Raw genomic sequence first — 25,178 nt, 5'->3', positions numbered from 1 at the left:
TTGTTTGTGTCTCTATTTGAAACAATCATGCGCAATAGGTGTTATTTATCTCGTTAATGATTGCTTATAAACTGGCTCCATCGTTAATTAATAGAGTGAGACAAAACATGAAACTAGCAGTATTAGGCGCAACAGGTTGGATTGGTGGCACAATTACCCGGGAAGCGATTGGTCGTGGTCATGACGTGGTTGCCGTTGTTCGTGACGCCAGCAAAGTGATCCAAGATATTAACGTGCGAACCCTTGATATTACTCAAATGACAGCACAAAACGTTGCAACTGCTTTTGCTGATGTTGATGTGGTCATCGCCTCGGTCAGTGGCCGTGCAGCACAAAATCATGACGTTGTAGCTCAAACTGCAGCGCAGTTATTGCAATATTTACCGCAAGCAGGCTCGCCACGTTTATTGTGGGTTGGTGGAGCAGGTAGCCTAGAAGTGGCACCAGGGGTGACGTTGGTATCAACACCTGAGTTTCCTGAGGAATACAAGGCTGAAGCCATTGCGCAAGGTGAAGCATTAGCTGCATTTCGTGCAACCAAGTCTGCGATAAGCTGGACCTTTGTTAGCCCAGCAGCAATGATTTTCCCGGGTGAGTCTGAAGCTCCATATCGTTTAGGCGGTGATGAATTCTTTACCGATGCCGCGGGTCAAAGCCGCGTTTCCGTTGTGGACTTTGCTAAAGCCATGGTTGATGAAGCCGAAAATGCCAAGCATATTAACCAACGTATAAGTGTTGCTTACTAAGTGGATGCTTAATCAAAACAGGCCTAAGAGGCCTGTTTTGTGCTTTTTGCATGAGTTTATTGTAACTTCCGGTATAATGAGCGAGTGCTAATACCGGCCAGTGCAGCGGCTTTATCTTTATCGCCATCGACACTGTCAATAAGTCGCCTTAGGTAGTTAAGCTCATTGTTTTTCAAGTCTGTTGCCGAACCTGAATCCCCACTAATTTCACGATCTATCTCAAGGCAGGTTTTAATCACATGCCGATCAATTCTTGGCGTGTTTGATAACACTAATGCCCGTGACAAAATATTACGTAGCTCCCTAATATTGCCCATAAAGTTATGCTTTTTGAGCAAGTCGATGGCGCAATCTGTCACGCTATATTGACCGCTTTGATCAATTCGTTGAAGAAGAGTTTTTGTTAACAGTGGAATATCTTGTTTTCGCTCCTTTAAAGAGGGGATATGAATCGGAAATACGTTGATACGATAGTATAAGTCTCGCCTAAATTCGCCCCGTTCTACCATGCTAATAATATCTTGGTTTGTTGCGCAAATGAGTCTGAAGTCTGACCGCTTGGTTTCTCTACTACCTACGGGGCGATATGTGCCGGTTTCAATAAGTCGTAATAATTTGATTTGTAATTCATAAGGCACGTCGCCAATTTCATCTAAAAACAATGTTCCGCCGTGTGCCACTTCAACTAGGCCTTGTTTATTGTACAGTGCGCCAGTAAAAGCACCTTTTATGTGGCCAAATAACTCACTTTCAAATAATGGTTCAGTCAGCCCTGAGCATTCTAGTATCACCATAGGATGCTCTTTTCTATTACTGGCGAGATGCACAGCTGCAGCCGCGATTTCTTTACCGCTTCCGGTTTCTCCCACTAATAGCACCGATGCATCTGTCGGTGCCACGCGAGTAATGTTTTCAACCAATTGATTAAATGCAGGGCTGGCACCCACCATTTCATTATTGCCAATTTTAGGGTTGGTCTGGGTGACTGATTTTAACAATTCAACACAATATTTGACCTCACCTTTGTGGTCTAAAATAGGCAGAATTTCAATGTCGATATGCTCTTTACCGCGGGGAGAGTGGTGAATATGCAGTGCACGTTCTTTTTTGCCAGAAGCACACGCGGCAAATAAAGGACAGGCCTGTCCTGCTTGCTCACAAGGGACATCATTAGAATGTGACACCTTGAAACAATAAGCTGCTTGGCTTTGATCGATTGCCCCGTAACTTTCAAGATAGTGTTTATTCGTTGCCAATATTTGGTATTGCGGTGTGACCAATATTGCTGGGCAATCATAAGCATTTAGCATAATGGCAAAATCTTCATTGCCTTGGTTTTGGCTAATCTGCATAACTGACTCCATTTTTGTCAACAAAATTGTCACTTATGACAATTATGTTAACAAAAACAAAAACTATGTATATCAATCAAACACATAAACTTGATATTTATCAGTGTTTATCGAAAATTTTTTGTGCGGCTATCATTATGGCGCGGTCATTGCTGTATATAAATTATCCAATTCATTTGGGATTTGATGATAGGAAATTAACAATAAGATTTTTCATTGAATAATGACAATAAGGAAATTTTATTATGAAATTTAAAAAACTACTCTATTGTATGGCCGCCGCTTACTTTTCAACAGCAACGTGTTCAATTGCCTTAGCAAGTGATGTCACGGCTATATCTCCTCATGATGACGGTGGGGTACTCACAGAAGATTTAGCGTCTAAAGGTAAAATAATCCGTTTGCCCAACGGTGATTTAGTCAGTACCTATGCTTATGGAAATAGTCAAAATCAGACTGTTTATGACGTTAAAGCGCAAAAAGAGCACCCTGCGCAGGATATTTTTATACGTGTATCAAAAGATGACGGTGCGACCTGGGGACAAGCGGTCAACATTTCTGATACGGCACGCAAAATATCAAAGCAAAGCTATTGGGTAACTGATGGTAATGGTGGGGTTTCTCTCGCTGACTTTTACGGTGACTCTGGTAAACCGAGTATCTTTGCCGCGAGTGGTTATGTCGCTGTGACATGGGATGATAAATACTGCCCAGCAATAGGTACGGATGATGCAAGTATTAACGATGATATACCTGATTATAATTATCATCAGGGTGCTTCTACTTATATTGATCGTGAGGGAAGGCAGCTTCCTTTTAGTTGTACATACATTGCCTATACTAAAAACCCTAGTGCTGTTGATGCTGACAGTAATCCTACTGGTGGGACATGGAAACGGGAACAATTGAGCTTTGGTGAACGTGATGCTAAGCAAAATACACCGCATGCAACCACTTACAGTGACGGGGCTAAAGTGGCGTGGAATGTTTCCTGGCAAGAAGATCCTGAAGGCTTAAAAACAGGAGATGCCGATGGTCCCGGTGATGGTGCCAGTGGGGCAAATGTCAATAAATGTACCGATATTTGGTACACCTATATTGAGGACATGAAAGCGCCCGCGCTTGCTGATATTTCATTTGCGGCCAATGTGTCTCGTGTGACCAACAACTTTAAAACATTCAAAAAGCGTGAAGGGGATGACGTTGTTACAGAGCTAACGGGCTACCTTGACCCAATCTGTGCGGCCTCATCAGATTGTTTAGATACTCAGCCATTACTTGTCGAAACCGGTAAAGAAGGTGCATCACGTGCCAATTTAGGTTTGGTGCAAGTACCTGGTGAAAAACCTGTGACGATTATTGCCTATGAAGAAACCAAAGGTGGCGGTGAAGGTGTTGATTTTGGTAAGGTTATACGTTATCACCGCTTTACGTTTGACCAACCACCCGCAAGTTATATTAATGTCGCTTTTAGCTCAGGTTTGCAAAAAGGTGGCAGTTCAACGGGGAATTCTCAAAACCAGAATCAACCTGGTGCTAAAGGCAACTTTACCGATGATGACACCGTTTACAATGGTGAAGATGTACAAGTATCCTATTCAGATACTGAAGGCGTCGTCAGTGATGTTTATCAGTCTCCTGATTGGGAAGACCCTGCACGTATAGGATGTGTGCTGAGTAATCCTACAGAAAATGCTCGACGCGTACGCTTCTTTTACAATCAAGTTGCAGGCATGGATGAAACCATTAATCAAAGTGGTACCAAGTTGATGGTTTTCTGGAAAGAAGGGGCGTATGACCAGGGTGGCCCTTCTGACATCATGGGCCGCATTGGCGTAGTGGGAGAGGATGCCACTAACACAGGTTTAACCCCGTTTGATTTTACCCCTGCTGTCGATACCAGCTTTACAACCTTTACCCGTTATGTACTGACATCGACTGGAACTGTTGTTTATCCTGATGGTGTTGGTGGTTATGTAGACGGTATAGGTAATGTTGTTGAGGTTGCCGACGGTGATGCGGTTTTAGATGTCACCTATGAAGAAGCGGGTGGTTGTAATTACTTTTTAACTGATGCTGATAGAGACCACATTCCCCCTATCACACTGTCAGATCGTATTAGCAACCCAGGTGCCATTAACTTAAGTACTAATGCATTTGCAGAAGTCACCACAGATGACTCAACTAAGACCATTGAAGCCTTAACCATCACAACTGAGAATAATAATCTTGAAGACGCCCGAGCACATCGTGGTGCGATCAACGGTGATATCATTCTATTTGGTTACAGTTACACATCAGACTGGGCACTGGCCAAGTACACAACCGAAGATAACTACAACTTCTTTACACGTCGTAGCTATGACGGAGGCCATACCTGGACAGGTACCCAAAACTTGACTAACTATCTACCTGAATTAGAAGTAGACATTAAAGAACCACGTATTGTGGGGGCGCCTAATAGTACCTCTGCATGCGATGTTGTTAATGATCCTGATGGGGATAATTGCCAAGATCCTAATGCCTTTATTGTTGCTTGGGGTTCTATCAAAAATACCTTAGCGCATATTGGTACGGGTACTGAGCTTGATGTGTTTGTCACCAAAACCAGAGATGGCGGCCGCACTTACGAACCACTTAAATTGTTATCTGCCAATATTACCGTGCCATTAGATCCAGAAGGCGAACCAGACTTTGAATCACAACTTAGAATGAAGCCTAACGGTGATAATTTGTATGCGGTATGGATGGAAACTTCAACAGATGAAGCTGGTTATCAAGATACCGTGGTGAGGTATCGTGCTGAAGCTGACCTTGAAGATGCAGGCGCTCCTATGACGTTACTTGATGATGGCACCTACATTTACAACTATAGCCAGCCTATTACGGTTGACCAGGGTAGTGTCACCGGCCTTGTGGTGTCTTCAACAACAGCAACAGGGACCGATTATACTTATCCTATGCCGCAATTTAGCTACAACGTCACAGGCCTTGTTGAGGGGAGTACGATTGCCGTAACCATTAATTTTGGCAGTGCATTACCGACAGATATTGTGCTGCTTAAAGTAAAAGCAGATGGCAGTACGGTTGAAGTTGATGAAGCAGACTGGCAGCTCATTGGTGATAACTTGATACAAGTGAGTATTACAGATGGGGGAGAGCTTGATGAAGATGGCGAAGCTAATGGAACTATTGTCGACCCAGTCACGGTTGGGGTACTGACTTCTACAGCGACTACCACATCTGGTAGTAGCAGCGGTGGTAGCGTAGGGTTACTTGAGTTGCTATTGGGTGTCTTTGGACTTGGGCTATTAACCCGCATAAGCAAAAACTAACGAATCATTAGATTGATTTAATGGTTAGCGTAAGCCTCCTTCGACAAAGTAATGCCGCTCGCTTAACAGTGAGCGGCTCTTTTTATGGGGGGGGAGCGTGGTGCTTTATACAGCAGTTGTCTTGGAAATGGTTTTCGCTTTCTTTTTTCGGTAGGATTAATCGCTTTCCATTCTCCCTAAGGTTTTGCAGCTTTTTATGGATCGTTCCAGGTTTACGTCCAGAGCACCATAGGTGATTTAGCTGCTGGCATGGATGAATACGTCAACATGGCCAAAAGAGGACTTAAACCTTATAACCAAATCGACAGTGTACCCGATGGTTTACGCTGTTTAGAAAAACCCGCAAGTTGGATCTAGAAGACTGGATGGACGAGCTCAAACTCGATGCCGTGTTGTTCCCTGCCGTTGCAGATGTTGGCACCGCAGATGCGCACGTCAATCCCGCTTCAGCTGATATTGGCATGCCTGTTGGGTTAACATTTGCAGGCCGAGCTTATGATGACAACAAGCGCATTATTCCACCTCGCACACCAGAGATTGGTCAATAAGCATTAAAGTTAAGTGCTAAATTAAACTCTTAGCATTGATACAAAAACGGGATGGGCTTTGATAAAGCCATCCCGTTTTTATTATCTAGAGTTCAGGTTTATCGCATCTTTTACTAATGACTTAACAACTCAATGAGCTGTGACGGTTATCGCTTAATTTAAGAGTAATGCTTTTATCTGCGGTATCACTGCCTTAGTTGCCGTGTAACCAGCATGAATCGCAGCGGCTTTATCATCAAATGCTGCACTGCCATTAGGTTCATAAGTTGGGGCTATTATGATGTCTGCGCTCTTTATTTCTTGCTTCGACAGTCTACAGCTTTGCATTCTAAATACGGCGAGGGTTAACTGAGTTGCCGATGTTTCACTTTGGCCTTGAGTTTGGTTGTGACAATAAATGTCTATGGCTATCACTTTTTTTGCACCTAATGCTTTTGCAGCATAAACCGGCACAACACTGAAAACCCCACCGTCGATCAAAATATCCCCCTTGTGCTCAACCGGAATAAACACTCCCGGGATCGTTGATGAAGTTTGTGCTGCATGGCCTGGATCGCCAGAGCGAATGATCACCGTTTTGTGTGTGGTCATGTTGGTTGCGGTAACCGCAACGGGCATCGGCATATCGGCAAGATTGTCATAGTCGACTTGTGCGTTAACCCAATCGGATAGTCTTTTGCCGTTAACTAGCCCCTTTGACGACAACACAAAATCAGCAATATCAGATATTTCTATGTCTTCAATGGCCGCTTGCATCGCATCATTGCTCATTCCTGATGCGTATAAAATGGCGGCGATGGAGCCTGCAGATGTGCCACTGACTACATCGGGTTTTATTCCTTCTTCCTCTAACGCTTTTATCACCCCTAAATGCATAAAGCCGCGCACACCGCCACCACCAAAAGCAATGCCCAGCTTATGCTGTGTATGTATTTTTGGTGAAGTGGCATTAAGATCGTTATAGACATTAGGTGATGCGCAAGCCATTAAAAACACAGTGACAACGGCTAGCACTATGGTGTTAAACATATTGAAAGACATGTGCAAATCATTTTCTCCAAGCGCTTTATGCGATCGTTTTTAGATTAAAGCAACCAGTTTAGTGATGTTTTGTCTAACGATAGCGTCCACAGTTTGGCTGCCATGTCTTGATTAAGTGCGATGCTATCGAGTTTATTTTGATCCACCGGCCCAACAGTATTGGCGCGTTTAGTTGGGCCATAAAGCGCAGCCGATTGCAGCCCTTGCTCTGTTGCACACATCACCTCTGGCCATGCGCCTTTTTCTGCAGATTGTGCTATAACCCGAGACATCACCGCCCATAAAATCTTGTTAAAAGTACTGGCAGTATCTTTTAGCAAGTTTGTGCGAGAAGCGCCAGGGTGACACACTTGTACCTCTACGTTTTTGCCTGCCGCTTTTATACGACGCTGCAGTTCGTAACCAAACATCATTTGTGCCAGTTTGCTTTGTGCGTATGAGTCCCAAGCGGTGTATTTGTTGTCAAAATTGAGGTCTTCAAATTTAATGCGCTTAAGGCCCATCTTGTAAGCGTTGCTACCCACCATCACAATGCGACCCTTTGACTCATTGATACGATCAAACAACAGCCCGCAAAGCAAAAAGTGACCAAAGTGATTGACCCCGAGTTGGCTTTCAAAACCATCAACGGTTATTTGTTGTTTTGCGACCTGTGCAATGGCGCCATTACAGATCAGCGCATCGATTGACGGCGTTAAGTTAAGTAACTCGTTTGCCGCAGTGCGCACCGAGCCTAGCTCACCTAAATCGACCTGAATAAAGCTTACATCAATGTGCTGGCCTAGAGACAATTTTAGCGCCTCAATGGCCGTTGCTGACTTATCAGGGTTTCGGTTCATCATCACAACCTTGGCACCTTTACTCAGCAAAATGCGAGATGCCTCAAAGCCTGCGCCGCTGTTAGCGCCAGTGATCACATAGGTTTTCCCCTTAAGTGAGCCAATACGCTCTGGGGTCCAACCTTTTTTACCAAATTGTTTTGTTAGCATATTTGTCATAATCGTTACCAGTGTTGTGATGCCTTGCGATATCACCGTTAATTCATTTGCATGTTGCTTTTTGCGGTAGTATCGTTATCTTGAATGTACTATATCTCTCAATTTTGGCTTAAAATAGGCGTATTAGTGTCTAAAATATGCCTATTTGTATCAATTTTGTTTTTAGGTAAAAGTGATGAGACAAAAAATAAAGCAGTTAGTCGAAAAACGCATTACTGGTGAGGGTATGATTGAAACCAGTATAAAGGGGGTGAGTTTGTTCAGGGTCACTCAGGCCATTCCATGCTCGCCAGCGGTTTATGATCCCACCATCATCGTCATTTTGAATGGCAAAAAAGAGGCGATTCTTGAAGGCGAAAGGTATATCTACGACAACAGCCAGTACATGTGTTGCACCGTTTCTTTGCCCGTAGAGTCAGGCACGCCAGAAGCCTCAGTCGATGAGCCACTACTGGGTGTTTACATCTCACTGAATACTAAAGTAATGACAGAGCTTGCTATCGAAATGGAAAATACCATTGGTACCATTAAGCAACCTAAAAGCAGCACACAGCCACAAGGGCTTTCTCTTGCAAACTGGGATGACGCCTTTGCGGATGCGCTACTGAGACTATTGCAACTTGATGGCACCTCAGATGCCTCAATACTAGGCGAAAGCCGATTGCGAGAGCTGTACTACGCCGTATTAAAAGGGGACGCAGGGATTTCAGCCAGACGGGCGTTTGGTGTGGGTAATGAGATTGCGCGCTCTATTGATTATTTATCTGTTAACCTGGATAAAAATGTCACCATAGATAATTTAGCTTCGTTAGTGGGTATGAGCCGGGCGGTTTTTCATCGTAAATTTAAACAAGCCACCAGAATGTCGCCTATTCAATTTATGAAATCGATGCGCCTTAACAATGCCGCCATGAGAATCGCCACCGGTATGAATGTCAGTGAAGCTGCGATGAAGGTAGGTTATGTCAGCTCGTCGCAATTTAGTCGAGAATTTAAGCGTATGTATGGCAAGTCGCCTAAGCAATGGAGTCATTCAACCCCCTTACTCGAGTTAGAAGCTAAAATCGCACATTGATATAAATAGGCATGTTTTAGACAGTATATCGCCTAGTTTGATACTGATTTGAGCGTTAAAGTTGTTTGCTTAAAGGTAATGCAGGGGACTCATTATGAAACAACTCATCTTATCGATAGGAGTAAGCATGGTCATGGCATCAACAGCGGCATCGGCCAGCGGTATCAACAGCGAGTTACATAAACTCGACAATACAGTTCAAGACAGAGAAGGTAATGTGTACCTCACTGTGAGTATTGGCGATCAAGTTTGGCTTGCTGAAAACCTTCGCAGTACTCAGTTTCAAGATGGCTCAGCGGTGCGCTCGGGCGCAGTGCCAAATGATGATGCGGCAAACCTATTAACATATGGCCGCTTGTACAACTGGCATGATGTGTCAGATGAACGAAACCTTTGCCCTGCGGGCTGGCGAGTTGCCACCGATGAAGATTGGAAAGTCCAAGAGCGCACCTTAGGCATGCCTGAAGCAGAGGTGCACAAAAACGGTTGGCGCGGCGGTGAGCAACATATTGGTTTACAGTTAAAAGAGGTTCAAGCTGATGGGCTATTGACTAAATTCGAACCATCACTAGTTAATAAGCAGCAGTTTTTTGCAAGACCTGCAGGCGTAAAATGGAACGGGTTTTACATTACTCAGGGGGCGTACACCGAGTTTTGGACCGCAACCAGTGCAACCGATAACCAAGCTATTATTCGCACACTTGCATACTCGTGGTGGAATGCGCATAAAACTGAAATCCGCCGTGCGACCAGCTCAAAAGAGTATATGTTTTCGGTGAGGTGTGTCAGAATTTAATGTGGGTTTACGTTAAACCAGAAGCTTTGTGAGAAGCGCAAACACATCAAGCTTTAGCGCTTTGAGGAGGATGACATGGAAAATGTAATTAAGTCTGTTACAGCAACACTACAAGCTGGGGTTGCTAAGTCAGATGGTAAACTCACTCTGACCACATCACATATCAATTTCGAACCATACAATAAACAGCTTGGCCTTGGCCCATACACATTTGAACTCTCTCACATCATCAAGGTTAAAAAATCTATGGCCAAAGGTGCTGGGATTTTACCTCTCTCTACTGATGCGATTGAGTTAACGTTTACAGATAACCAGATAAAAACATTCATTTTAGCGAATACGGATGAGTGGATGAGTCTATTGACTCCTGCCGGCTAGCAAGCGCATTTAGACTAATTAATAATCAGCACAAAAATGTGATCATTCTTGCTGGTTAAAACCGCTTTTAACGTCGTTAGAAATGTTGAAGGTAGAACACGCACGCTGCAATTCTGCCTTATTCTAAGCGATTTTCTACGCAATCTTTGATAACTTATTTATCCTGATTGGGTATAGATACCCCAAATTTAGTGTGATGTGGTTAATTACTTACAGACACAATCCTGGCTAATTCTGAGTTCGAAAATATTATTGGGTTATTTGAGCCTGTTCACCGTGCATTTGACGCATTTTCTCTGGAGGTTAACACCTTGAAAGCTCACGAGTAATGGAGTTCGAGCTAGAAAAACAGTTAAAACCAAGGCCTATATTAACGCTATTATAAATAAAATCTTAATTCTGTTTGCTTGAACGTGTTATTTATTCATGTAAATAGATGTAATAAATTGAGCTCCTCGCAAGGTGATAGTGATCACCGAGCCACAGAATAGGAGTGTTACTCATTATGTCATTTAATCAATTACAGCAAGCGCGTGCCATTGCATTACCGTCAAGAGAAGCCATGTTACGCCGCGATCCATCAGTACATCAGTTTTGGCATACCCATAAAGCATTGTTCAGTGATGCCTGGAACGAGTGGCAACAAACCGAGCAAGATAACTTACTTACACTCGACAGTTCATTACTTGATAAACGTTTACGTGATGCGGTCACTCAAGCATGGCAAGACCCAAGTAAAGACGTGGCAGTTAAAGAGCTGCTGCAAGAAGTGGCACCTGGCGTATTTGAGTTGCAGTTTTTCGACCCTGAGCGCCTAGCGGATTTGCGTGAATATTTAGAGCGCGTATGGGATGCACAAATTCCATTGCGTCCACCTTATGGCATTGTGCTTAATCGCCGTGGTGCTATGCTCGACAGCCGCTCAGAAGGCTACCTTGCCGCACCAAATTTCCAAGCATTTTATCGTGAAATGTTAAATACCTATATGCGCCCAATCGCGCGGATGCTATTTCCTGAAATCATGGGGTACGACACGCAAACATTTGGTTTTTCGATTCATTATCAGCCAAATACTGACAGCTCTATTCGTCCTCATACGGATGCATCGGCGGTCACATTAAACATTAACTTAAATTTGCCAGACGAAGCCTTTACCGGTTCTGCGGTCGACTTTTTTGATTTGGCTTCAGGGCAAAAACATAGCTTAACCTTTAAACCAGGTACTGCGATGATCCACCGTGGCAATGTGGTTCATGCAGCTCAGCCAATAACAAGTGGCGAGCGCACTAACTTTGTGTTGTGGCTATATGGCGATCGAGGCCAAATACCACCACAAGACGCTAAGCGCACAGATATAGATGCAAGCGAACGTTGGACAACACCAACGGCTGCACTAGATAGTTTTGCCCCGTTTTAACTAGTTTATGGCAAAAGGTTAAATATACCCCCTCACTTTGTCCCGGCATTACTTTGAGCCGGGACTCTTTTTTATGGCCTGCGGCCACTAGCGTCGTGGCGCTTCGCCCACACCAGATAAGGGTCGTAAATGACCAACTAACGCAGGTTAATTTAATCGTCGTCCCGGCAATGCTTTTGAGCCGGGATCCAGGTGTTTGCTTTTACTTTTGTACTTATGGCCTGCGGCCACTAGCATAGTGGCGCTTCGCCCACCAGAGTAAGCGTGTCCAATGAAAGTAAGCCGCTACTTTAGATGCTATCTAACGCATTTTTGGATGGAAATTTATAAAAACTCAAATCAGGCTAAATTGAGGGGTTAGGCAACGATACTCAAATGAAATCACTTCTATGACACGCGGTAAACCCATCCATGGGCGCTCTGCGAAAACATCCATGTTTTCGAAGGTCATAGCCGCGATTACATCCGCCGTATAGTGATCTTCGATTCAACCTTGTTTGAAATTGAAAGATCTAACGTATTTTGGATAGAAGCTTGTTAGCTATTTTCTCGTCGTCCCGGCAGTGCTTTTAAGCCGGGATCCAGGTGTTTGCTTGTACTTTTGTACTTATGGCCTGCGGCCACTAACGTCGTGGCGCCTCGCCTATTGCAAAGCATATAACTGCAAGGTTTTATTTGGCTTCAACATGGCATTCACTTACCGACACGCACTAGTACATCCATGTAGCTCGACCGACACTCTGATGTGAAGGACTCACAAATGCCGCGATGGCATGGTCAATGATGTTCCCTACATCAGGGTGACATTTCCCATATCCATATGGGTCAGATGCCAAAGAGCGGCCGAGGGTCGGACGGTCGGCTCGCAAGCCACCATGATGAAGCTGTTAATGTTTGTCTTATCAGCAAGTTTTAAAGAATCGTTTAGTGAGGTGCATGCGTTGGCCAGCTCACGTATTCTTTTGTAAAAAGTCTTCAACGTCCTCAAGTTCAAAGATGAATTTAGGCTGTTTCATTGAAACCTATTTACGAAAATTCTTGGTTTACCTAAAGGATAATAAGGGGGGGCAAGCTTTACAGGTGTTGTAATGGTGTTTAGTAACTTTCCAAGCTAAATCGGCTAATAATCAAGCTAAAGTTGTACTAAAAATAAATAGAGGTTTTCTTAATGCATTGAAATTAATAAATTATAATTTTCTAGCGAATATAGAGCCCACTTTTAACGCGCAAGCCCGCTTTTATTTGTAAGTGACGTCAAAGAAAACTGCTTTACAACAATAAGATAGTAAATGTAGGATGTTATTAATCAATAACTTAAAGGGCGACTTTAATTTTCATTTGCCCTTCAATAAGCGTTAGCTGCTGGGAAGAGTATGCAGGAAATACCTTTAGGGACATTGAATTCGAAGCTCTACGAGAAAAACGGTGAGACTTACTACACAATCACGCCAATATTTGGTATGAGCACAAACTTCTATCTCAATGCACCATTATCGAAGATAGAGGTATTAAAGAATGAAGAAAATGAGCTTCTCATAAAGAAAGGCATATTAAAGTTGAGAATGTCTTTCAAGCCGTATACCCCAGGCTTATTCAAACTGAAGTTAAAGCCATATTACTTTGGTATACCTTTCGGAATCTACTGGTGCGAGATTTCAGCAACAAATAAAACTAAACTACAGGACGTGTTCGTTGTATACAGCTAACAAGGCCATGAAAAATCGGCCGCAAAAAACGCGGCCTACGACGCTCCTATCGTCGCGCGTTTTATGGCGGCGTTATGTTTTACAGGAGAGTCCGTGGCGAGCATTAAAGCAATAATTCATCCCGTCATAATAATTATATTGGCATTAATCATAAGATTTTTTTTATCTATACCATTTATAGACGTAAATGGTGAGTTCATGTCAACTAACGAAATTATTTCTCATAGTGATGCAGGTACTAAAGCCGTAACAGAGTCTTTTTTGAGTAAGTCCGAAAGCAGAGAAGATCTAGTACACATATTTAATGCTTATGAACAAACTAAGGCCGGAGATATAGAAGTATTCAAAGAGGCGTTTGATGTGGTTGCTAGCATTGCAGATTTGATAATAATCATTACAGTGTTCTTTGTTTTACCTGTTTCACTTAAACGTAAAGCATAACTAATAAGGATAGGCCGCGCGAAGCCGCGTCCTTATCCCAAGTGTTGAACAAGCCCGAACACGTGAGATGTGACTCTTTATTATGTAATTAACAGTTCGAGAAAACGCGCTGTTTGATGTGATTGTTAGCTCGCTACTTTTCAGTAGGCAGCAAGTTCCCTTAGCCTCTTTGCTAATTAGTTAACTCGCTATATTTCAGTATCTTAAATTAACCCTCCACGGTATTCAGTTAAGCCATTATCCTTATTATCATTTTCAACATTAGGGTCAGGGTATTAAGTTTGTCGGTCGTTTCACTATGCCCATAAAGCGCATTGGTTGCTGACAACAGGGGCAACGGCGCGTCGCTAATCTGCGCTTTATCTCTGGAATGATTGGAAATACAGCCCCAGCAACCGCCAGCATCAGTTGTATTTGTAGCCTGAGTTTTTTGGCATTGCCTCTGAGTAATCCATAGTCGCGCACTCGTCTTAATCCCTTCGGTAATACGTGTTGCAGTATTAACCAGAGAAATTCTATGGTGGGTAAAGTGCGGACTTTTGTTGACTTTGTTTGGCTGTCTTCATACTCGAAACTCACATTGTCATCGACGAGCCTTTTGATGTTTTTGTCAGGCAGTACACCACGATAAAGATAGCGTGATAGATATTGCAGTGCAGGCAACCCTTTGCCCACATGCTGGCAGTCAACCACCCATTTTTTCGGCAGTGAGGTTGGCAGTTTGAGATTCAGTTTTACCAACTGTTCCAGTAAACGTGCGCGCCACACTTTAGCTAAATTGAAAGCGTTGAACAGGTATTTGCCCTTATTCTTTTTCCAGTGTTGTTGGGTTTTGTTGAAACTGCCCGCTGGAATAATAAAGTGAATATGCGGATGTAAATCACGCCGCCGGCTGTGAGTATGCAATACGCCGGTAAAACCAATATCACCGCTAAGCTTTGGTGAATTAAGCGCAAAGTCTTTGAGCACACTGGCAGCCACTGAAAACATGGCTGGATAGAGTGATTCCGGTTGATATTTAGCCGCCACATGCAGTTCATATGGCAACGTAAATGTCACCATAAAGTAATCGACAGGTAACAGTTTGGTCTGCTGCTTCGCTAACCAATCTGCCGTGGTGTTGTACTGACACTGGGGACAACTGCGATGACCACATGACAGCGGAAAATCAGCTGTATGAGTACACCCCTGACAAGTCCAGAGGCTGGCGCGTTGGGTATGAGTGCGGCAACTCAGCATGGCATTAATCGCTTGACGCATTGATGTTGTTATTTGGCCGTCATAAGCTTGATTAAACACATCAAGATGGTCACGTAAAATATCGATAAACTTCATATGTCACACTCCCACTTCAACACCAAATTATTAGTGAGCTGGTTAACCGACAAGGCCGTGTTCTTACGGGTAATTTGAGTGAGACGTGTATACCTTGCTGTGGTGTTTAGGCTGTTGTGACCGAGCAGGTGTTGTACTGAGCGTAAATCTAATCCTTGCTCTAGCAAATGAGTCGCATAGCTGTGACGTAAATTATGTGGACTGATAGATTTGTGAATGTTGCACTCAGAAATCACCTTTTTCATGGCCTTTTGAATACCACCGCGGTCCATCAGCGAGTCTGGTTTACCGTCTTTACCGGGAAATACATGCCGAGGATGGCGATGGGTTTGCCAGTAATACCGCAGCGCTAACAATGTGCGTTGCGGTAAAGGTACTAGCCTATCCTTGCCGCCTTTGGCGTCACGAATATGCACCTGCATCAACGCTGAATCGATATCGCCAACCTGCAATGAAATTGCTTCACCGAGGCGCAGCCCCATACTGTATAAGGTTAAAAAGCACACTTGATATCGCAGCTTATGGGTGAGGCTAATGACGATTGAGACTTCGGCAGGGGTTAGAATATCCGGTAGGCGTTTGACCTGCGGCGGCTTAACAATGTTGAGCCACTCCCAAGATTGATTAAGGACATACCGGTAGAAAAACTGTAATCCATTACGGTCGAGTTTTACGGTACTCCAGGAGTGAGAGGCAATTAAATCAGCAAAATAACGCTTCAAATCATCGGTTGAAAGGTTATCAGGGCAACAGTCAAAATAAGCACTAATGCGCCTAACGGCGCGACTGTACGCATCGATGGTAGCAGGTCGCTTGCCTTGCAGGGTTAAATTGGTAAGATGTTGTTGATAAAGAAAATCAAAGCGTTGTTGTTCATGAGTTTCCATGGTGATACTCCTAGGTAATGCCAAGGTAGGCAGGGTCTAGTAAGTATTTATGATGGTGAGAAAGATGGGCTTTTATCTTTTCTGCCGCAGAGCGGCTTCGTTCAACAAGAAAATTAAGCGGGACTGCTAACAGTTGGCTCGGTTTCGCTCCGCTTCACATTTTAGCCAACTATTAATCAGCCCCTTATTTGGGCGTTGAATTTCAAGGGAGAGTCTGTGAGTAAACTGATAGCTTACAAGTCCAGAGGCGAATACAAAGGTGAGCCTATATATCCGCACAAACATAATGACGGAAGATATGTCGCTAGCCCATCGCGATTTGAAGTTGATTATGTTCATGTGGATACAGAGGAAGAGCTTGAAGCATTAGTACGATCTGGCCTAGGGGCAAGAATGTCCAGTCCTGATATCAAGCAGGCAGCATCATTAATTACAGCCGATAACATCAAATTTACTGATTCCAGCTCACCGCCAGTCACGACAAAAAGTGTACTTCCAAAATTGAGCGAGGAAGTGGAGTTAGATGTTGATTCGATTTCAAAATCAAGAAAGGAGCAAGCATTTCTTCGCTCTCACATTTCGCGCGGTCGGACAATAGCTAAGTGCGTACTTTGTGAAAACGAGTACCCATTAGAGTTCTTAGTCGCTGCACACATTAAGAAAAGATCGGAGTGTTCTAAGTCAGAGAAACTCGACTTCGATAATATCGCTGCCTTAATGTGTAAGGCAGGTTGTGATGATATGTTTGAAAAAGGTTATGTTTTTGTCTCAGGCGGGGTCGTCAAGAAAAATGAAAAGCGTTCTACAACCCCAGCATTGGATATGCTCATTAGGAAAATCGAGGGCAATACCGTGGAAAATTGGGCAGGCAGTTCAACATATTACAAGCATCATGAATCGAAATTTAACAAGTAACTGCACCGGATTCGCTATCGCTCGCGCGGTGAGCTAGGCGTTAAATTCCACTAAACATCAAGATCGGAGAAAACATGAGATTATATGGAGCAGTACTAATTGGATTATTGGTGATATTGAGCGGCTGCGCCTCCTACACTACGCCTGGTGGCAGCGTTCAACTAAGTGAACTTGGTGACACTGACATCAAAGAGTTAATGGCCAAAGAGCCAGCAGCCAACTTCCCCGCAAATATTTCTGTAGCTCGCATCCAAGCACCTGGCTACGAATCTTACAAAGTAAATAGCTTTGGTACAGGCCGCTACAGCGTAGTCACCACGCGCGAGGTTGAAACAGAAGAAGATTTCAATAGGCTATCCCATCTACCTAAAGTAGAGGGAATTGCTCCACTAAATAGAATTCTGCTCCCCGAAAACCTCGATTCAATCAAATCTCTTCGTGAGGCATCGGCCCGACTGAAAGCAGACATACTGCTAATTTATACCTTTGATACATCGTTACACGCGGGGGAGCAAAAGTTTGCACCACTCAATGTCATTTCACTAGGCTTCCTCAAGAACAAGGAGGTTACTGTTACCACAACAGTTTCTTCTGCTTTCTTTGATGTCCGCACCGAGTACCTCTATGGCCTATCGGAGGCTACTGCGAAGGAGAGCAAAAACTCCAGTGTCTGGAGTACCTCAGACGCTGTGGATGATATGTGTGTCACCACCGAAAAAGCAGCCTTCCAGAAACTACTACCTGAAATGGAGAAAACATGGATTGGCATCGTTGCACAGTATTCGAGCAAAAACATTTAACAAGCTCATCAAGCATGGGACTGCTAACAGTTTGTTCGGTTCCGCTCCGCTACACATTTTAGCAAACAATTATCAGCCCCTGATTAAAAAGGGGTATACCTTTTTACTTCAAAAAAGCGTACTAAAAACCCTAGCAAAACTGCATCTTAAATAACAATCTAAGTACCACTAAACAATTGAATCAAAATGCAAACTCAGATATTGTTTGTTCGTTAATCAAGATAAGTTTTAAAACGAGTAATTCTTTAGGTTCGTTATGTTTACTCAAGCTTTAAGTGTTAACCAAATAGGGAAATTAAATGAAAATATTGTTTACATGCTTCGCGTTAGTACTTACAGGTTGTGCTTCTACTTATTCACCAGTGCCAGAAAACTATCAAGGAGAAATTTCAAAAATTGATAGCTCTGAAAAAAGGCATTCCAATGGCAAATCAGATCTGTTTTATCTAAGTAAGGTTAATGGTAAAGAGATATATAACACGTTAAGTGCGACTAGGAATGCTACATATGGTCAGGGTTTTAATTTAACCACAGAATTACTTAAAACTGATGTGCCATCTCAAGAAGCAACTTTTAATATTATAGGTAGAACTGAACATGCTGCACCAATGCAGGCATTTGCTGATAAAGTTTATGAAGTAAAAGGGAATATTGTTTTTAAACCTGAACCTAATAAAGAGTATATTGTTAAAGGTATTCTTGGTGAGAGCTACTCCGCTGTTTGGATTGAATTAAAAGATACCGGTGAAGTCATTAAAAATAAAATTGAAGTTAATGGTAGTGCTGAATTAGGCTTTTTTGAAAAGTAAACATACAAAAAGGATAAGCCGCGCCCTTATCCCAAGTCTACTCTTTTAATTAACCCGAAGACCCTAGAGTGGCTCTTTATGAGGTAAATAGCAGTTCGAGAAACGCTGTATTTTTATTTAATCGTTATACAAAATAACTATTCCACTCATTTTTCTTGCGAAGTTGAAAAACGCGGGGCGCAAATCAGTTAGGTGTGTTAACACTTACAGCGGCCACACCCAAAGCAGCGTGGGAAGGCTGATAGCGATCACAAGTAACTCTAGCGGGATGCCTAGCTTCCAGTAATCACCAAAACCAAAGCCTCCAGGCCCCAAAATCAAAGTATTGTTTTGGTGGCCTATGGGGGTGAGAAAAGCACAAGAGGCACCGATAGCTACAGCCATCAGGAAGGGGTCGGTGCTGACCCCAAGCGCGGCTGCGGTGGCAATAGCTATGGGACACATCACGGCTGCGGTTGCTGTATTGTTCATCAAGTCGGAGAGGAACATGCTGACAACCAGAATAAGCGTTAACCCAAGTACAGCATTTCCTTGTGCCATATTGTTGAGTAAAAACCGTGCCATTAGGTCTGCTGTACCGCTGGACTCCATTGCGCCAGCAACGGGGATCAGCGCGCCGAGAAGTACAATCACTGGCCAGTCGATAGCATTGTAAACTGAGCGTGGTGGTACGGTTCGCAATACCATAGAGGCGAGTACGCCAAGAGCAAATGATATTGCTGCCGGAAGTAAACCAAAGGCTGCAGCACCTACGGCCAAAGTCATGATGATCCCTGCTTCCCAAGCTTTACGTTTGCTTGGTATGCGCAGTTCCCGTTTGGCTAGGGGGACACAGTTGTTATCACTGGCAAATTCAGCTATTGCCTCAGGGGAACCCTGCATTAATAGCAAGTCGCCTGAACGAAAAGGCCGTGAACGTAATCGTGACAATGAAGGCTTACCATAGCGTGATACTGCTAACAGGTTCATGCCGTAGCGCGTGCGCAGCATAATATCGGTGGCCGAACGTCCAAGTAAAGGAGACCCAGGTAATACAGCAAGCTCCATCAGTACGTTATGGTCTGAGGTTTTAGTTTGATCTTGTTCTTTACTCTTGTCGAGCGGTTCATCAACGTCATTATTTGGCGCATTTTCTTGGTTTTCTACTGCGTCATTAGCCTTGTTCTGGTCGGCCTTTTCTTGCTCGATAGCTTCCTCAAGCTCTAGACCAAGTGTAGAGAGTGTAACTGCCAGTGATTTGGCTTCAGCCTCGATAACGAGAATGTCGCCAGCACGAACCTTACGCCAAGCACTAGGTGCCATCATACGGACATCATTGTGAACCATACCGATGATCTGGGCATCTATTTCGTCGATCATTTTATCAATATCGCGCAGGCTTATGCCTGCAACGTTGCTGTTTTCGAGTACACGGGCTTCGGTTATGTAAGCCTCTGATTCAAAGCCTTTTACCCCAGACTGCTTACGTGCTGGCACCAGTCGCCAGCCTATCAGAGTGATGAAGCTGACACCGGCTGCTGCAACGGCAAGCCCGACCGGCAGAAAGTCGAACATGGCGAAGCTGCCTGTGCCTGTTTGATCGCGAAAACTAGAGACTATCAGGTTAGGCGGTGTGCCTATCATTGTGGTCATGCCGCCAAGAATCGTGCTAAATGCCAGCGGCATTAAAAGTTGTCCTGGCGTCAGATTTAGACGACCAGCGAGTTGCACCGCAACAGGCATCAGCAACGCCATTGCGCCAACGTTGTTCATAAAACCGGAAAGCACCGCACCAAGTGCACAAAGCGTTGACATGCTAAGTAGCACGCCTGCGCGGGCAGGTAATACGGCTCGTGATAGTGCGTCAACTGCCCCTGAGGTTTGAAGCCCTCGACTGAGCACAAGAACACAAGCCACAGTGACTACGGCTGGGTGACTAAAACCAACAAAAGCATCACTTGATGGCACAAGCCCAGTGAGTACACACGCAGCCAGAGAGCAGATCGCCACCATGTCATGGCGCCAACGTCCCCATAGGAACAGGCCTACAGTGGCGAACAAAATCAGCAGAATCATTAGCTGGTCATTTGTCATGAACACGGCTTACATTTGGTTGGTTGCAACACAGCGCAACAATTCTGCTGTGCTCGAGTTGTAAGACAACACCTATTGAGTTGTTTCAATGCTCTGTCTCCTTACCGGCTACAATTACAATCACACTAAGTATAATCTATTTAGCCAAATTAGCTGGAAGCAATTGATAATAAGTTGATGGATACCAAGGATATTTTGTCAATTCACCGTTATAGCCATGGCTCAAGCAATAGTGGGATCACAAGCTTTAGTGGAATTGGTATTAGTTTCAAATGTACAAATTCAACTTTGGCCATAAATCATAGAGCTAGAACCCTAGAAACAACCGCATTATGTATTACCCCATTGATGGCAAAAGGCAATAAAGCTTGTTAACAACGGGCTGTGGTATTTGTCTTTGTGCACTACTAGCCAAAAGGGGCGTTGCATATTGAGCGTATTATTATTGTGAGGTAATTGCAGTTGAGTGACTCGGCCATCATTAATGGCGTACTGCGCGGCTAACGTCGATAAGCACCCCAACCCTAATCCAGCCGCGACACTGTTAATAAGCGCTTCAGTGGTATTGAGCTCAAACACCTCATGCCAAGCCTCAATGTGCGGTGCAATAGTGCGTAAAAAAAACTCCCTTGAGCCTGAGCCCGCCTCGCGTAATACCCATTGTGATTGTTCTAAATCGCTGAATACACATTGCGTTTGCTGACTTATAGCTATATGAGGTGCAGCAATAATGCACATTTGATCGTGACTAAACTGATGGGCAACTAATTCTGGGTGATGGCTTTTACCTTCAATAAGGCCAATGTCTAACTCGTAATCGAGCAGCTTTTGACAAATTAATCGTGAGTTAGAAATCACCACGCTTTGCGAAAAATGCTGTGATTGTTGCCTAAATTGGCTTAGCAACCCCGGAACCACATGATTACCGACGGTATCACTGGCACCGATTTTCAACTGACCTGAAAAAGCGTGGTCTGCATCAAACAATTGGCTGATGTTATTTGCTCTACTAAGCAGCTCATCAGCAAGTGGTAATAGCTTGTGACCTTCTTGGTTGAGAATTAAGCGGTTATTGACCCGGTCAAACAGCGGATGGCCCAACTGCTTTTCTAATTCAGCGAGCGCCATACTCACTGCCGCCTTAGATAAATACAAAGCCTCGGCTGCGGCCGTTAAAGTGTTGTGCTGTGTAATGCTGCTAAACACGTTAAGTTGTTTGAGTGAGATATTCATAATATTGGTTTGGGTAAATAATAGTGGGCTGAATGTTTAGTTTTACTGAACATATGTTTTATATAATTGGATATATGTAAACAAAGTGCAAGCGTAATATAACGGTATGTCGCGGACAGTGCCGTTGAGGTTGTTATGGTAAACAGAGTAAAACGAAAAATAGTGGGTGTGCCTACACCTGTGGCGGGGCTAGCGTTAGGTATTGCCAGTTTAGGCTGGAGCTGGGAGAACGCTGTTGATTTACAACACTATGGCCAATGGATTAGCGCCGCGATTGCCAGTGTGTTATTGCTGATCTTAGCCAGTAAATTTGTATTACATCATGATCTACTGCGCCAGGATGTTGCCCATCCGGTGGTGGGCAGTGTGGTGCCGACTTTTGCCATGGCATTGATGGTGGTGTCTAATTCGCTGGGTTATGCCTCAGCCATGGCCGGCGATTTATTGTGGTGCTTTGCGGTCATACTGCACATCATTTTTTTAGTCGGGTTTATTTATCATCGCAGTAAGCAGTTTTCATTATGCCAAATGATACCCAGTTGGTTTATTCCGCCGATTGGTATTGTGGTTGCCGATGTATCTTTTTCAGGTAATGCGCATTTATTGTGGATAGCCGATAGCGCGTTGATTTTTGGTATGCTGAGCTATGCAGTGATGTTACCTATGATGATTTATCGACTTATTTTTACTGAGCAAATCCCCGATGCGGCTAAGCCGACACTAGCCGTTTTAGCCGCGCCAGCAAGTTTATCGTTAGCATGCTATTTAACCATTAGCTCGCAGCCGTCGCCGGTGATTATTGGTTTGTTATTTGGTATTGGTGTGTTGATGACCAGTATTATTTATTTGTCATTTTTTAAACTGATGCGTTTACCGTTTAGCCCTGGTTATGCTGCATTTACCTTCCCGATGGTGATAGGGGCTACGGCATTATTTAAAGTGGCAGCTTGGATGCAAAGCATGGATGTTGGCGCAGAATATATTGCCCAGGTGCGAGGGTTAGCTGAGTTTGAATTAGTTGTTGCAACTGTGGTTGTCAGTTATGTTTGTATGCGTTATTTACATTTTTATCAGCCCAGAAAACTAGTTTCTGCATAAGTGAGTGGTTATGACCCCAGCCATTGATATAGCCAAAAAGCATAAGATTGATTTTAAGGTGCACGAGTATCAACATGATGCCAGTAGTGAGTCCTATGGCTTAGAGGCTGCACAAAAATTAGCGTTGCCAGTCGAGCAAGTCTTTAAAACCTTGGTGGTGAGCCTTGATAATCAAAAGTTAGCTGTGGCAGTTGTGCCAGTGTCTTCGATGTTGAGCATGAAGTTAATGGCCAAAGCCGCGGGGGCTAAAAAAGCCCATATGGCTGAGGCAATAGCGGTTGAGCGTTCCAGCGGTTATGTACTTGGAGGTGTAAGCCCATTAGGGCAAAAAAGACGCTTAGCCACGGTGATTGATGCTTCTGCACTGCAATTTGAGCACATTTATGTCAGCGCCGGCAAAAGGGGTTTAGATATTTCACTTAAACCCGATGATTTACAACGCCTACTCAATGCGACATTTGCCGATATTTGCACCTAGATAGAAAGCGATATATCCCTTTACACCTCCAATAAAAAGCACATTACTGATTTATTCTGGCCTTAAACTCAGCTTGAGTTTGTGGGCTTGCTTTTTGGTACCAGTAATCAAGCATATTATTCACTTCTTGTTGATCTACTACGGCATCTGTTTTATGCAGTTCTTGTGCTGTAGATTCTGCTATTGCCGATGCGTTTGTGTTTGTTGTCGCTGTCGGCTTGAGTGCAACAGAGGCTGCATTCCAGGCTGCGATGGCGCCAGAGGCATTATACTTAGCTATTTCAGTTTCAAAATCACGGCCTATTTGAAGGCCAGATTTCATCAATTTATCTTGCGTAAACTCAATTACTTGGCCTGCTTGATTGGTTAAGGTTATCTGTGGTTGTTGATTAAATTGTGTCGCATTGCTTTGTGAGCGGATGCTGGGTAGTGATAATTGATAATCTTGGTCACTCGCGGCAAAACGCAAAATAATTACGTCTGAGCTAAAGCTATGTTGACTACCTTGATCTCTAAAGCGGGCATGATAGCGAAAAGCGATTTGTTGCAGCCCCTGTGGAGTGTTGATGTCTAAGGCAACTTGTTGCTGCTCAGTCGCAACACCATTTACCAATACCGTATTGGCATTGTCAGGTAACAGTAATGTGGCGGCAGATGTGTTTGTGCAAATTAACAAGATTATTAAACTAATGAGTAATCGCATAAATAGCGTCCTGGTTTTGTGGTGTAATGCTTTGGCTGTATTGCAGATTATTCTGCAAATTGGGGGCGATACTTTTCAGGCAGTTCAAAGACTTTCTGCTTAGCCGTTAACGGGCATTGAAATGTAAAATAACACGAGGTTAATTTAAGGTCGGGCGAAGTGTTATCAGCCTCGCCGTGTAATCGGTCACCCACCACCGGATGGCCTAAGCTGGCCATATGAATGCGAATTTGATGCTTTCGCCCCGTGTCGATTTTGACCTGCACTTTAGATTGATTGAGCCCTGAATGATAGGTTATTAATGTTGCATGAGACAGCGCTGGCTTGTTATCGACAGGGGTGTCAATTTGTACTGTTTCACTGGAAAACTTGCCGTGAACAATTACTTCGTAGTGTTTTTCTAATGCGCGCGTTTCAAATAATTTAGCGATAGCGGCAGTGGCTTTTTTACTGTGTCCGAGAATTAATAGCCCTGTGGCAGCACGGTCAAGACGATGAATTATAAATGCATTGCGCTGGGGCTGCATGTTTAGCTCGGCAAAACGATTAATGGTGGTGTGGTCGCTCCACTTTGACCCCTGGCAGCGCATGCCGTAAGGCTTGTACCATACACTGTAGTCAGTTTCATCAAATAACAGCTCTGCAGGTGTGACTTGTTCATCGAGTATGTGTTGATTGTAATAAAGATGCAGTTTATCGCCCGCTTGCAGTGGTTTTTTTGCCCGCCGAATACGGTTGGTTTGTTTACCATGGCTGTGCCAAATAGCGCCTTTTTGCATGGCATCTTTTAATACTTGCTTACCTAAACCACTTGCTTGCGCCAAAAGCTCAATGGCATCCGTAGTTTGCTCAAGGATATCAATATGGAATTCGGTTTTATTGGTCATTAATTGGGTTAACTCTAACAATCTGGATGTTTAGCATCGGTAACATGAAATGTTACCTTATTTACTGCCTCATTGTTAATTTACCTCACTCAGATTGATGAAACTTTCTCTACAGTTACGTATCATC

Annotated in this window: 22 protein-coding genes and 1 pseudogene; 14 read left to right on the top strand and 9 right to left on the bottom strand. The window is 43.8% G+C overall.

Going from position 1 to position 25,178, the window contains the following annotated elements; all coding sequences use genetic code 11:
• The first annotated feature begins 107 nt into the window (after window positions 1-107).
• Window positions 108-746 (top strand): NAD(P)-dependent oxidoreductase, encoded by a 639-nt coding sequence (locus tag IEW93_RS07470; protein WP_188738552.1) that lies wholly within the window; start codon window positions 108-110, stop codon window positions 744-746.
• Window positions 747-802: 56 nt separating this feature from the next.
• On the opposite strand, the gene IEW93_RS07465 is transcribed toward IEW93_RS07470, so the two are convergent.
• Entirely contained in the window at window positions 803-2,098 is a 1,296-nt protein-coding gene (locus IEW93_RS07465) for a sigma-54 interaction domain-containing protein (RefSeq protein ID WP_229706641.1), read from the bottom strand.
• 245 nt (window positions 2,099-2,343) lie between these two features.
• Here IEW93_RS07465 and IEW93_RS07460 point away from each other — a divergent pair, with 245 nt between their 5' ends.
• Together IEW93_RS07460 and IEW93_RS07455 are read left to right on the top strand one after the other, a co-directional pair.
• Window positions 2,344-5,433 carry a choice-of-anchor O protein gene (locus IEW93_RS07460; protein WP_188738549.1) on the top strand — a complete coding sequence of 1,030 codons (3,090 nt, stop codon included), beginning with the start codon at window positions 2,344-2,346 and terminating at the stop codon, window positions 5,431-5,433.
• A 231-nt stretch (window positions 5,434-5,664) separates the two neighbouring features.
• Window positions 5,665-5,981 (top strand): annotated as a pseudogene (locus IEW93_RS07455) (amidase); the annotation flags it as partial.
• Window positions 5,982-6,134: 153 nt separating this feature from the next.
• On the opposite strand, the gene IEW93_RS07450 reads toward IEW93_RS07455, so the two are convergent.
• Both IEW93_RS07450 and IEW93_RS07445 read right to left on the bottom strand, forming a co-directional pair.
• The gene (locus IEW93_RS07450) at window positions 6,135-7,022 is read right to left on the bottom strand and encodes a patatin-like phospholipase family protein (protein WP_229706638.1); all 888 of its coding nucleotides are present in this window, start codon (window positions 7,020-7,022) and stop codon (window positions 6,135-6,137) included.
• A gap of 44 nt (window positions 7,023-7,066) precedes the next feature.
• Window positions 7,067-8,020 (bottom strand): SDR family oxidoreductase, encoded by a 954-nt coding sequence (locus tag IEW93_RS07445; RefSeq protein ID WP_229706637.1) that lies wholly within the window; start codon window positions 8,018-8,020, stop codon window positions 7,067-7,069.
• A gap of 175 nt (window positions 8,021-8,195) precedes the next feature.
• Between IEW93_RS07445 and IEW93_RS07440 the strand changes: the two genes are divergently transcribed.
• From IEW93_RS07440 to IEW93_RS07415, 6 genes are all read left to right on the top strand, one after another.
• Complete coding sequence (locus tag IEW93_RS07440) at window positions 8,196-9,095, top strand: AraC family transcriptional regulator (RefSeq protein WP_283104354.1); 900 nt, start codon at window positions 8,196-8,198, stop codon at window positions 9,093-9,095.
• Between the two features lie 94 nt (window positions 9,096-9,189).
• Window positions 9,190-9,891, top strand: coding sequence for a fibrobacter succinogenes major paralogous domain-containing protein (locus IEW93_RS07435; RefSeq protein ID WP_229706636.1), 702 nt, complete (start codon window positions 9,190-9,192; stop codon window positions 9,889-9,891).
• A gap of 75 nt (window positions 9,892-9,966) precedes the next feature.
• Window positions 9,967-10,269, top strand: coding sequence for a hypothetical protein (locus IEW93_RS07430; RefSeq protein WP_188738545.1), 303 nt, complete (start codon window positions 9,967-9,969; stop codon window positions 10,267-10,269).
• A 505-nt stretch (window positions 10,270-10,774) separates the two neighbouring features.
• Window positions 10,775-11,686 carry a 2OG-Fe(II) oxygenase family protein gene (locus IEW93_RS07425; RefSeq protein ID WP_188738543.1) on the top strand — a complete coding sequence of 304 codons (912 nt, stop codon included), beginning with the start codon at window positions 10,775-10,777 and terminating at the stop codon, window positions 11,684-11,686.
• Window positions 11,687-13,059: 1,373 nt separating this feature from the next.
• Window positions 13,060-13,392 (top strand): hypothetical protein, encoded by a 333-nt coding sequence (locus tag IEW93_RS07420; RefSeq protein WP_188738541.1) that lies wholly within the window; start codon window positions 13,060-13,062, stop codon window positions 13,390-13,392.
• Window positions 13,393-13,590: 198 nt separating this feature from the next.
• Complete coding sequence (locus tag IEW93_RS07415) at window positions 13,591-13,833, top strand: hypothetical protein (protein WP_188738538.1); 243 nt, start codon at window positions 13,591-13,593, stop codon at window positions 13,831-13,833.
• 267 nt (window positions 13,834-14,100) lie between these two features.
• Here the strand turns inward: IEW93_RS07415 and IEW93_RS07410 are convergent, their stop codons facing one another.
• Both IEW93_RS07410 and IEW93_RS07405 read right to left on the bottom strand, forming a co-directional pair.
• A complete protein-coding gene (locus IEW93_RS07410) occupies window positions 14,101-15,168 on the bottom strand; it encodes an IS91 family transposase (protein ID WP_188738536.1) in 1,068 nt (355 codons plus the stop codon).
• Window positions 15,165-16,055: a tyrosine-type recombinase/integrase gene (locus tag IEW93_RS07405; RefSeq protein WP_188738534.1), complete on the bottom strand. Its 891-nt coding sequence runs from the start codon at window positions 16,053-16,055 to the stop codon at window positions 15,165-15,167. Before IEW93_RS07405 ends, IEW93_RS07410 begins: the two co-directional genes overlap by 4 nt.
• A 216-nt stretch (window positions 16,056-16,271) precedes the next feature.
• On the opposite strand from IEW93_RS07405, the gene IEW93_RS07400 reads away from it, so the two are divergent.
• The 3 genes from IEW93_RS07400 to IEW93_RS07390 all read left to right on the top strand — a co-directional run bounded on the left by IEW93_RS07400 (window position 16,272) and on the right by IEW93_RS07390 (window position 18,579).
• Window positions 16,272-16,970 (top strand): hypothetical protein, encoded by a 699-nt coding sequence (locus tag IEW93_RS07400; protein WP_188738532.1) that lies wholly within the window; start codon window positions 16,272-16,274, stop codon window positions 16,968-16,970.
• 74 nt (window positions 16,971-17,044) lie between these two features.
• Window positions 17,045-17,770: a hypothetical protein gene (locus IEW93_RS07395; protein WP_188738530.1), complete on the top strand. Its 726-nt coding sequence runs from the start codon at window positions 17,045-17,047 to the stop codon at window positions 17,768-17,770.
• A gap of 299 nt (window positions 17,771-18,069) precedes the next feature.
• Window positions 18,070-18,579 (top strand): hypothetical protein, encoded by a 510-nt coding sequence (locus tag IEW93_RS07390; protein WP_188738528.1) that lies wholly within the window; start codon window positions 18,070-18,072, stop codon window positions 18,577-18,579.
• A gap of 204 nt (window positions 18,580-18,783) precedes the next feature.
• On the opposite strand, the gene IEW93_RS07385 is transcribed toward IEW93_RS07390, so the two are convergent.
• Both IEW93_RS07385 and IEW93_RS07380 read right to left on the bottom strand, forming a co-directional pair.
• The gene (locus IEW93_RS07385; RefSeq protein WP_229706635.1) at window positions 18,784-20,634 is read right to left on the bottom strand and encodes an SLC13 family permease; all 1,851 of its coding nucleotides are present in this window, start codon (window positions 20,632-20,634) and stop codon (window positions 18,784-18,786) included.
• Window positions 20,635-20,982: 348 nt separating this feature from the next.
• A complete protein-coding gene (locus tag IEW93_RS07380; RefSeq protein ID WP_188738523.1) occupies window positions 20,983-21,885 on the bottom strand; it encodes a LysR substrate-binding domain-containing protein in 903 nt (300 codons plus the stop codon).
• A gap of 135 nt (window positions 21,886-22,020) precedes the next feature.
• Between IEW93_RS07380 and IEW93_RS07375 the strand changes: the two genes are divergently transcribed.
• Both IEW93_RS07375 and ybaK read left to right on the top strand, forming a co-directional pair.
• Complete coding sequence (locus IEW93_RS07375; protein WP_188738522.1) at window positions 22,021-22,983, top strand: TDT family transporter; 963 nt, start codon at window positions 22,021-22,023, stop codon at window positions 22,981-22,983.
• A gap of 10 nt (window positions 22,984-22,993) precedes the next feature.
• Entirely contained in the window at window positions 22,994-23,461 is a 468-nt protein-coding gene (gene ybaK, locus IEW93_RS07370; RefSeq protein WP_188738520.1) for a Cys-tRNA(Pro) deacylase, read from the top strand.
• Window positions 23,462-23,504: 43 nt separating this feature from the next.
• Here ybaK and IEW93_RS07365 read toward each other — a convergent pair whose 3' ends face one another.
• Complete coding sequence (locus tag IEW93_RS07365; RefSeq protein ID WP_188738518.1) at window positions 23,505-24,164, bottom strand: DUF2057 domain-containing protein; 660 nt, start codon at window positions 24,162-24,164, stop codon at window positions 23,505-23,507.
• Between the two features lie 47 nt (window positions 24,165-24,211).
• Complete coding sequence (locus IEW93_RS07360; RefSeq protein WP_188738516.1) at window positions 24,212-25,051, bottom strand: pseudouridine synthase family protein; 840 nt, start codon at window positions 25,049-25,051, stop codon at window positions 24,212-24,214.
• Window positions 25,052-25,178 lie beyond the last annotated feature (127 nt).

It is taken from the genome of Shewanella inventionis, from assembly GCF_014641855.1.
Classification (GTDB): Bacteria; Pseudomonadota; Gammaproteobacteria; order Enterobacterales; family Shewanellaceae; genus Shewanella; species Shewanella inventionis.
The sequence above is the reverse complement of the archived record's forward strand: the minus strand, read 5'-3'. Positions and strand labels throughout refer to the sequence as shown.

What these genes read in the sequence shown, in the direction of transcription:
- IEW93_RS07470 (WP_188738552.1), top strand. Translation starts at nt 108, where the DNA reads ATGAAACTAGCAGTATTAGGCGCAACAGGTTGGATTGGTGGCACAATT.
- IEW93_RS07465 (WP_229706641.1), bottom strand. Translation starts at nt 2,098, where the DNA reads ATGCAGATTAGCCAAAACCAAGGCAATGAAGATTTTGCCATTATGCTA.
- IEW93_RS07460 (WP_188738549.1), top strand. Translation starts at nt 2,344, where the DNA reads ATGAAATTTAAAAAACTACTCTATTGTATGGCCGCCGCTTACTTTTCA.
- IEW93_RS07450 (WP_229706638.1), bottom strand. Translation starts at nt 7,022, where the DNA reads ATGTCTTTCAATATGTTTAACACCATAGTGCTAGCCGTTGTCACTGTG.
- IEW93_RS07445 (WP_229706637.1), bottom strand. Translation starts at nt 8,020, where the DNA reads ATGACAAATATGCTAACAAAACAATTTGGTAAAAAAGGTTGGACCCCA.
- IEW93_RS07440 (WP_283104354.1), top strand. Translation starts at nt 8,196, where the DNA reads ATGAGACAAAAAATAAAGCAGTTAGTCGAAAAACGCATTACTGGTGAG.
- IEW93_RS07435 (WP_229706636.1), top strand. Translation starts at nt 9,190, where the DNA reads ATGAAACAACTCATCTTATCGATAGGAGTAAGCATGGTCATGGCATCA.
- IEW93_RS07430 (WP_188738545.1), top strand. Translation starts at nt 9,967, where the DNA reads ATGGAAAATGTAATTAAGTCTGTTACAGCAACACTACAAGCTGGGGTT.
- IEW93_RS07425 (WP_188738543.1), top strand. Translation starts at nt 10,775, where the DNA reads ATGTCATTTAATCAATTACAGCAAGCGCGTGCCATTGCATTACCGTCA.
- IEW93_RS07420 (WP_188738541.1), top strand. Translation starts at nt 13,060, where the DNA reads ATGCAGGAAATACCTTTAGGGACATTGAATTCGAAGCTCTACGAGAAA.
- IEW93_RS07415 (WP_188738538.1), top strand. Translation starts at nt 13,591, where the DNA reads ATGTCAACTAACGAAATTATTTCTCATAGTGATGCAGGTACTAAAGCC.
- IEW93_RS07410 (WP_188738536.1), bottom strand. Translation starts at nt 15,168, where the DNA reads ATGAAGTTTATCGATATTTTACGTGACCATCTTGATGTGTTTAATCAA.
- IEW93_RS07405 (WP_188738534.1), bottom strand. Translation starts at nt 16,055, where the DNA reads ATGGAAACTCATGAACAACAACGCTTTGATTTTCTTTATCAACAACAT.
- IEW93_RS07395 (WP_188738530.1), top strand. Translation starts at nt 17,045, where the DNA reads ATGAGATTATATGGAGCAGTACTAATTGGATTATTGGTGATATTGAGC.
- IEW93_RS07390 (WP_188738528.1), top strand. Translation starts at nt 18,070, where the DNA reads ATGAAAATATTGTTTACATGCTTCGCGTTAGTACTTACAGGTTGTGCT.
- IEW93_RS07385 (WP_229706635.1), bottom strand. Translation starts at nt 20,634, where the DNA reads ATGATTCTGCTGATTTTGTTCGCCACTGTAGGCCTGTTCCTATGGGGA.
- IEW93_RS07380 (WP_188738523.1), bottom strand. Translation starts at nt 21,885, where the DNA reads ATGAATATCTCACTCAAACAACTTAACGTGTTTAGCAGCATTACACAG.
- IEW93_RS07375 (WP_188738522.1), top strand. Translation starts at nt 22,021, where the DNA reads ATGGTAAACAGAGTAAAACGAAAAATAGTGGGTGTGCCTACACCTGTG.
- ybaK (WP_188738520.1), top strand. Translation starts at nt 22,994, where the DNA reads ATGACCCCAGCCATTGATATAGCCAAAAAGCATAAGATTGATTTTAAG.
- IEW93_RS07365 (WP_188738518.1), bottom strand. Translation starts at nt 24,164, where the DNA reads ATGCGATTACTCATTAGTTTAATAATCTTGTTAATTTGCACAAACACA.
- IEW93_RS07360 (WP_188738516.1), bottom strand. Translation starts at nt 25,051, where the DNA reads ATGACCAATAAAACCGAATTCCATATTGATATCCTTGAGCAAACTACG.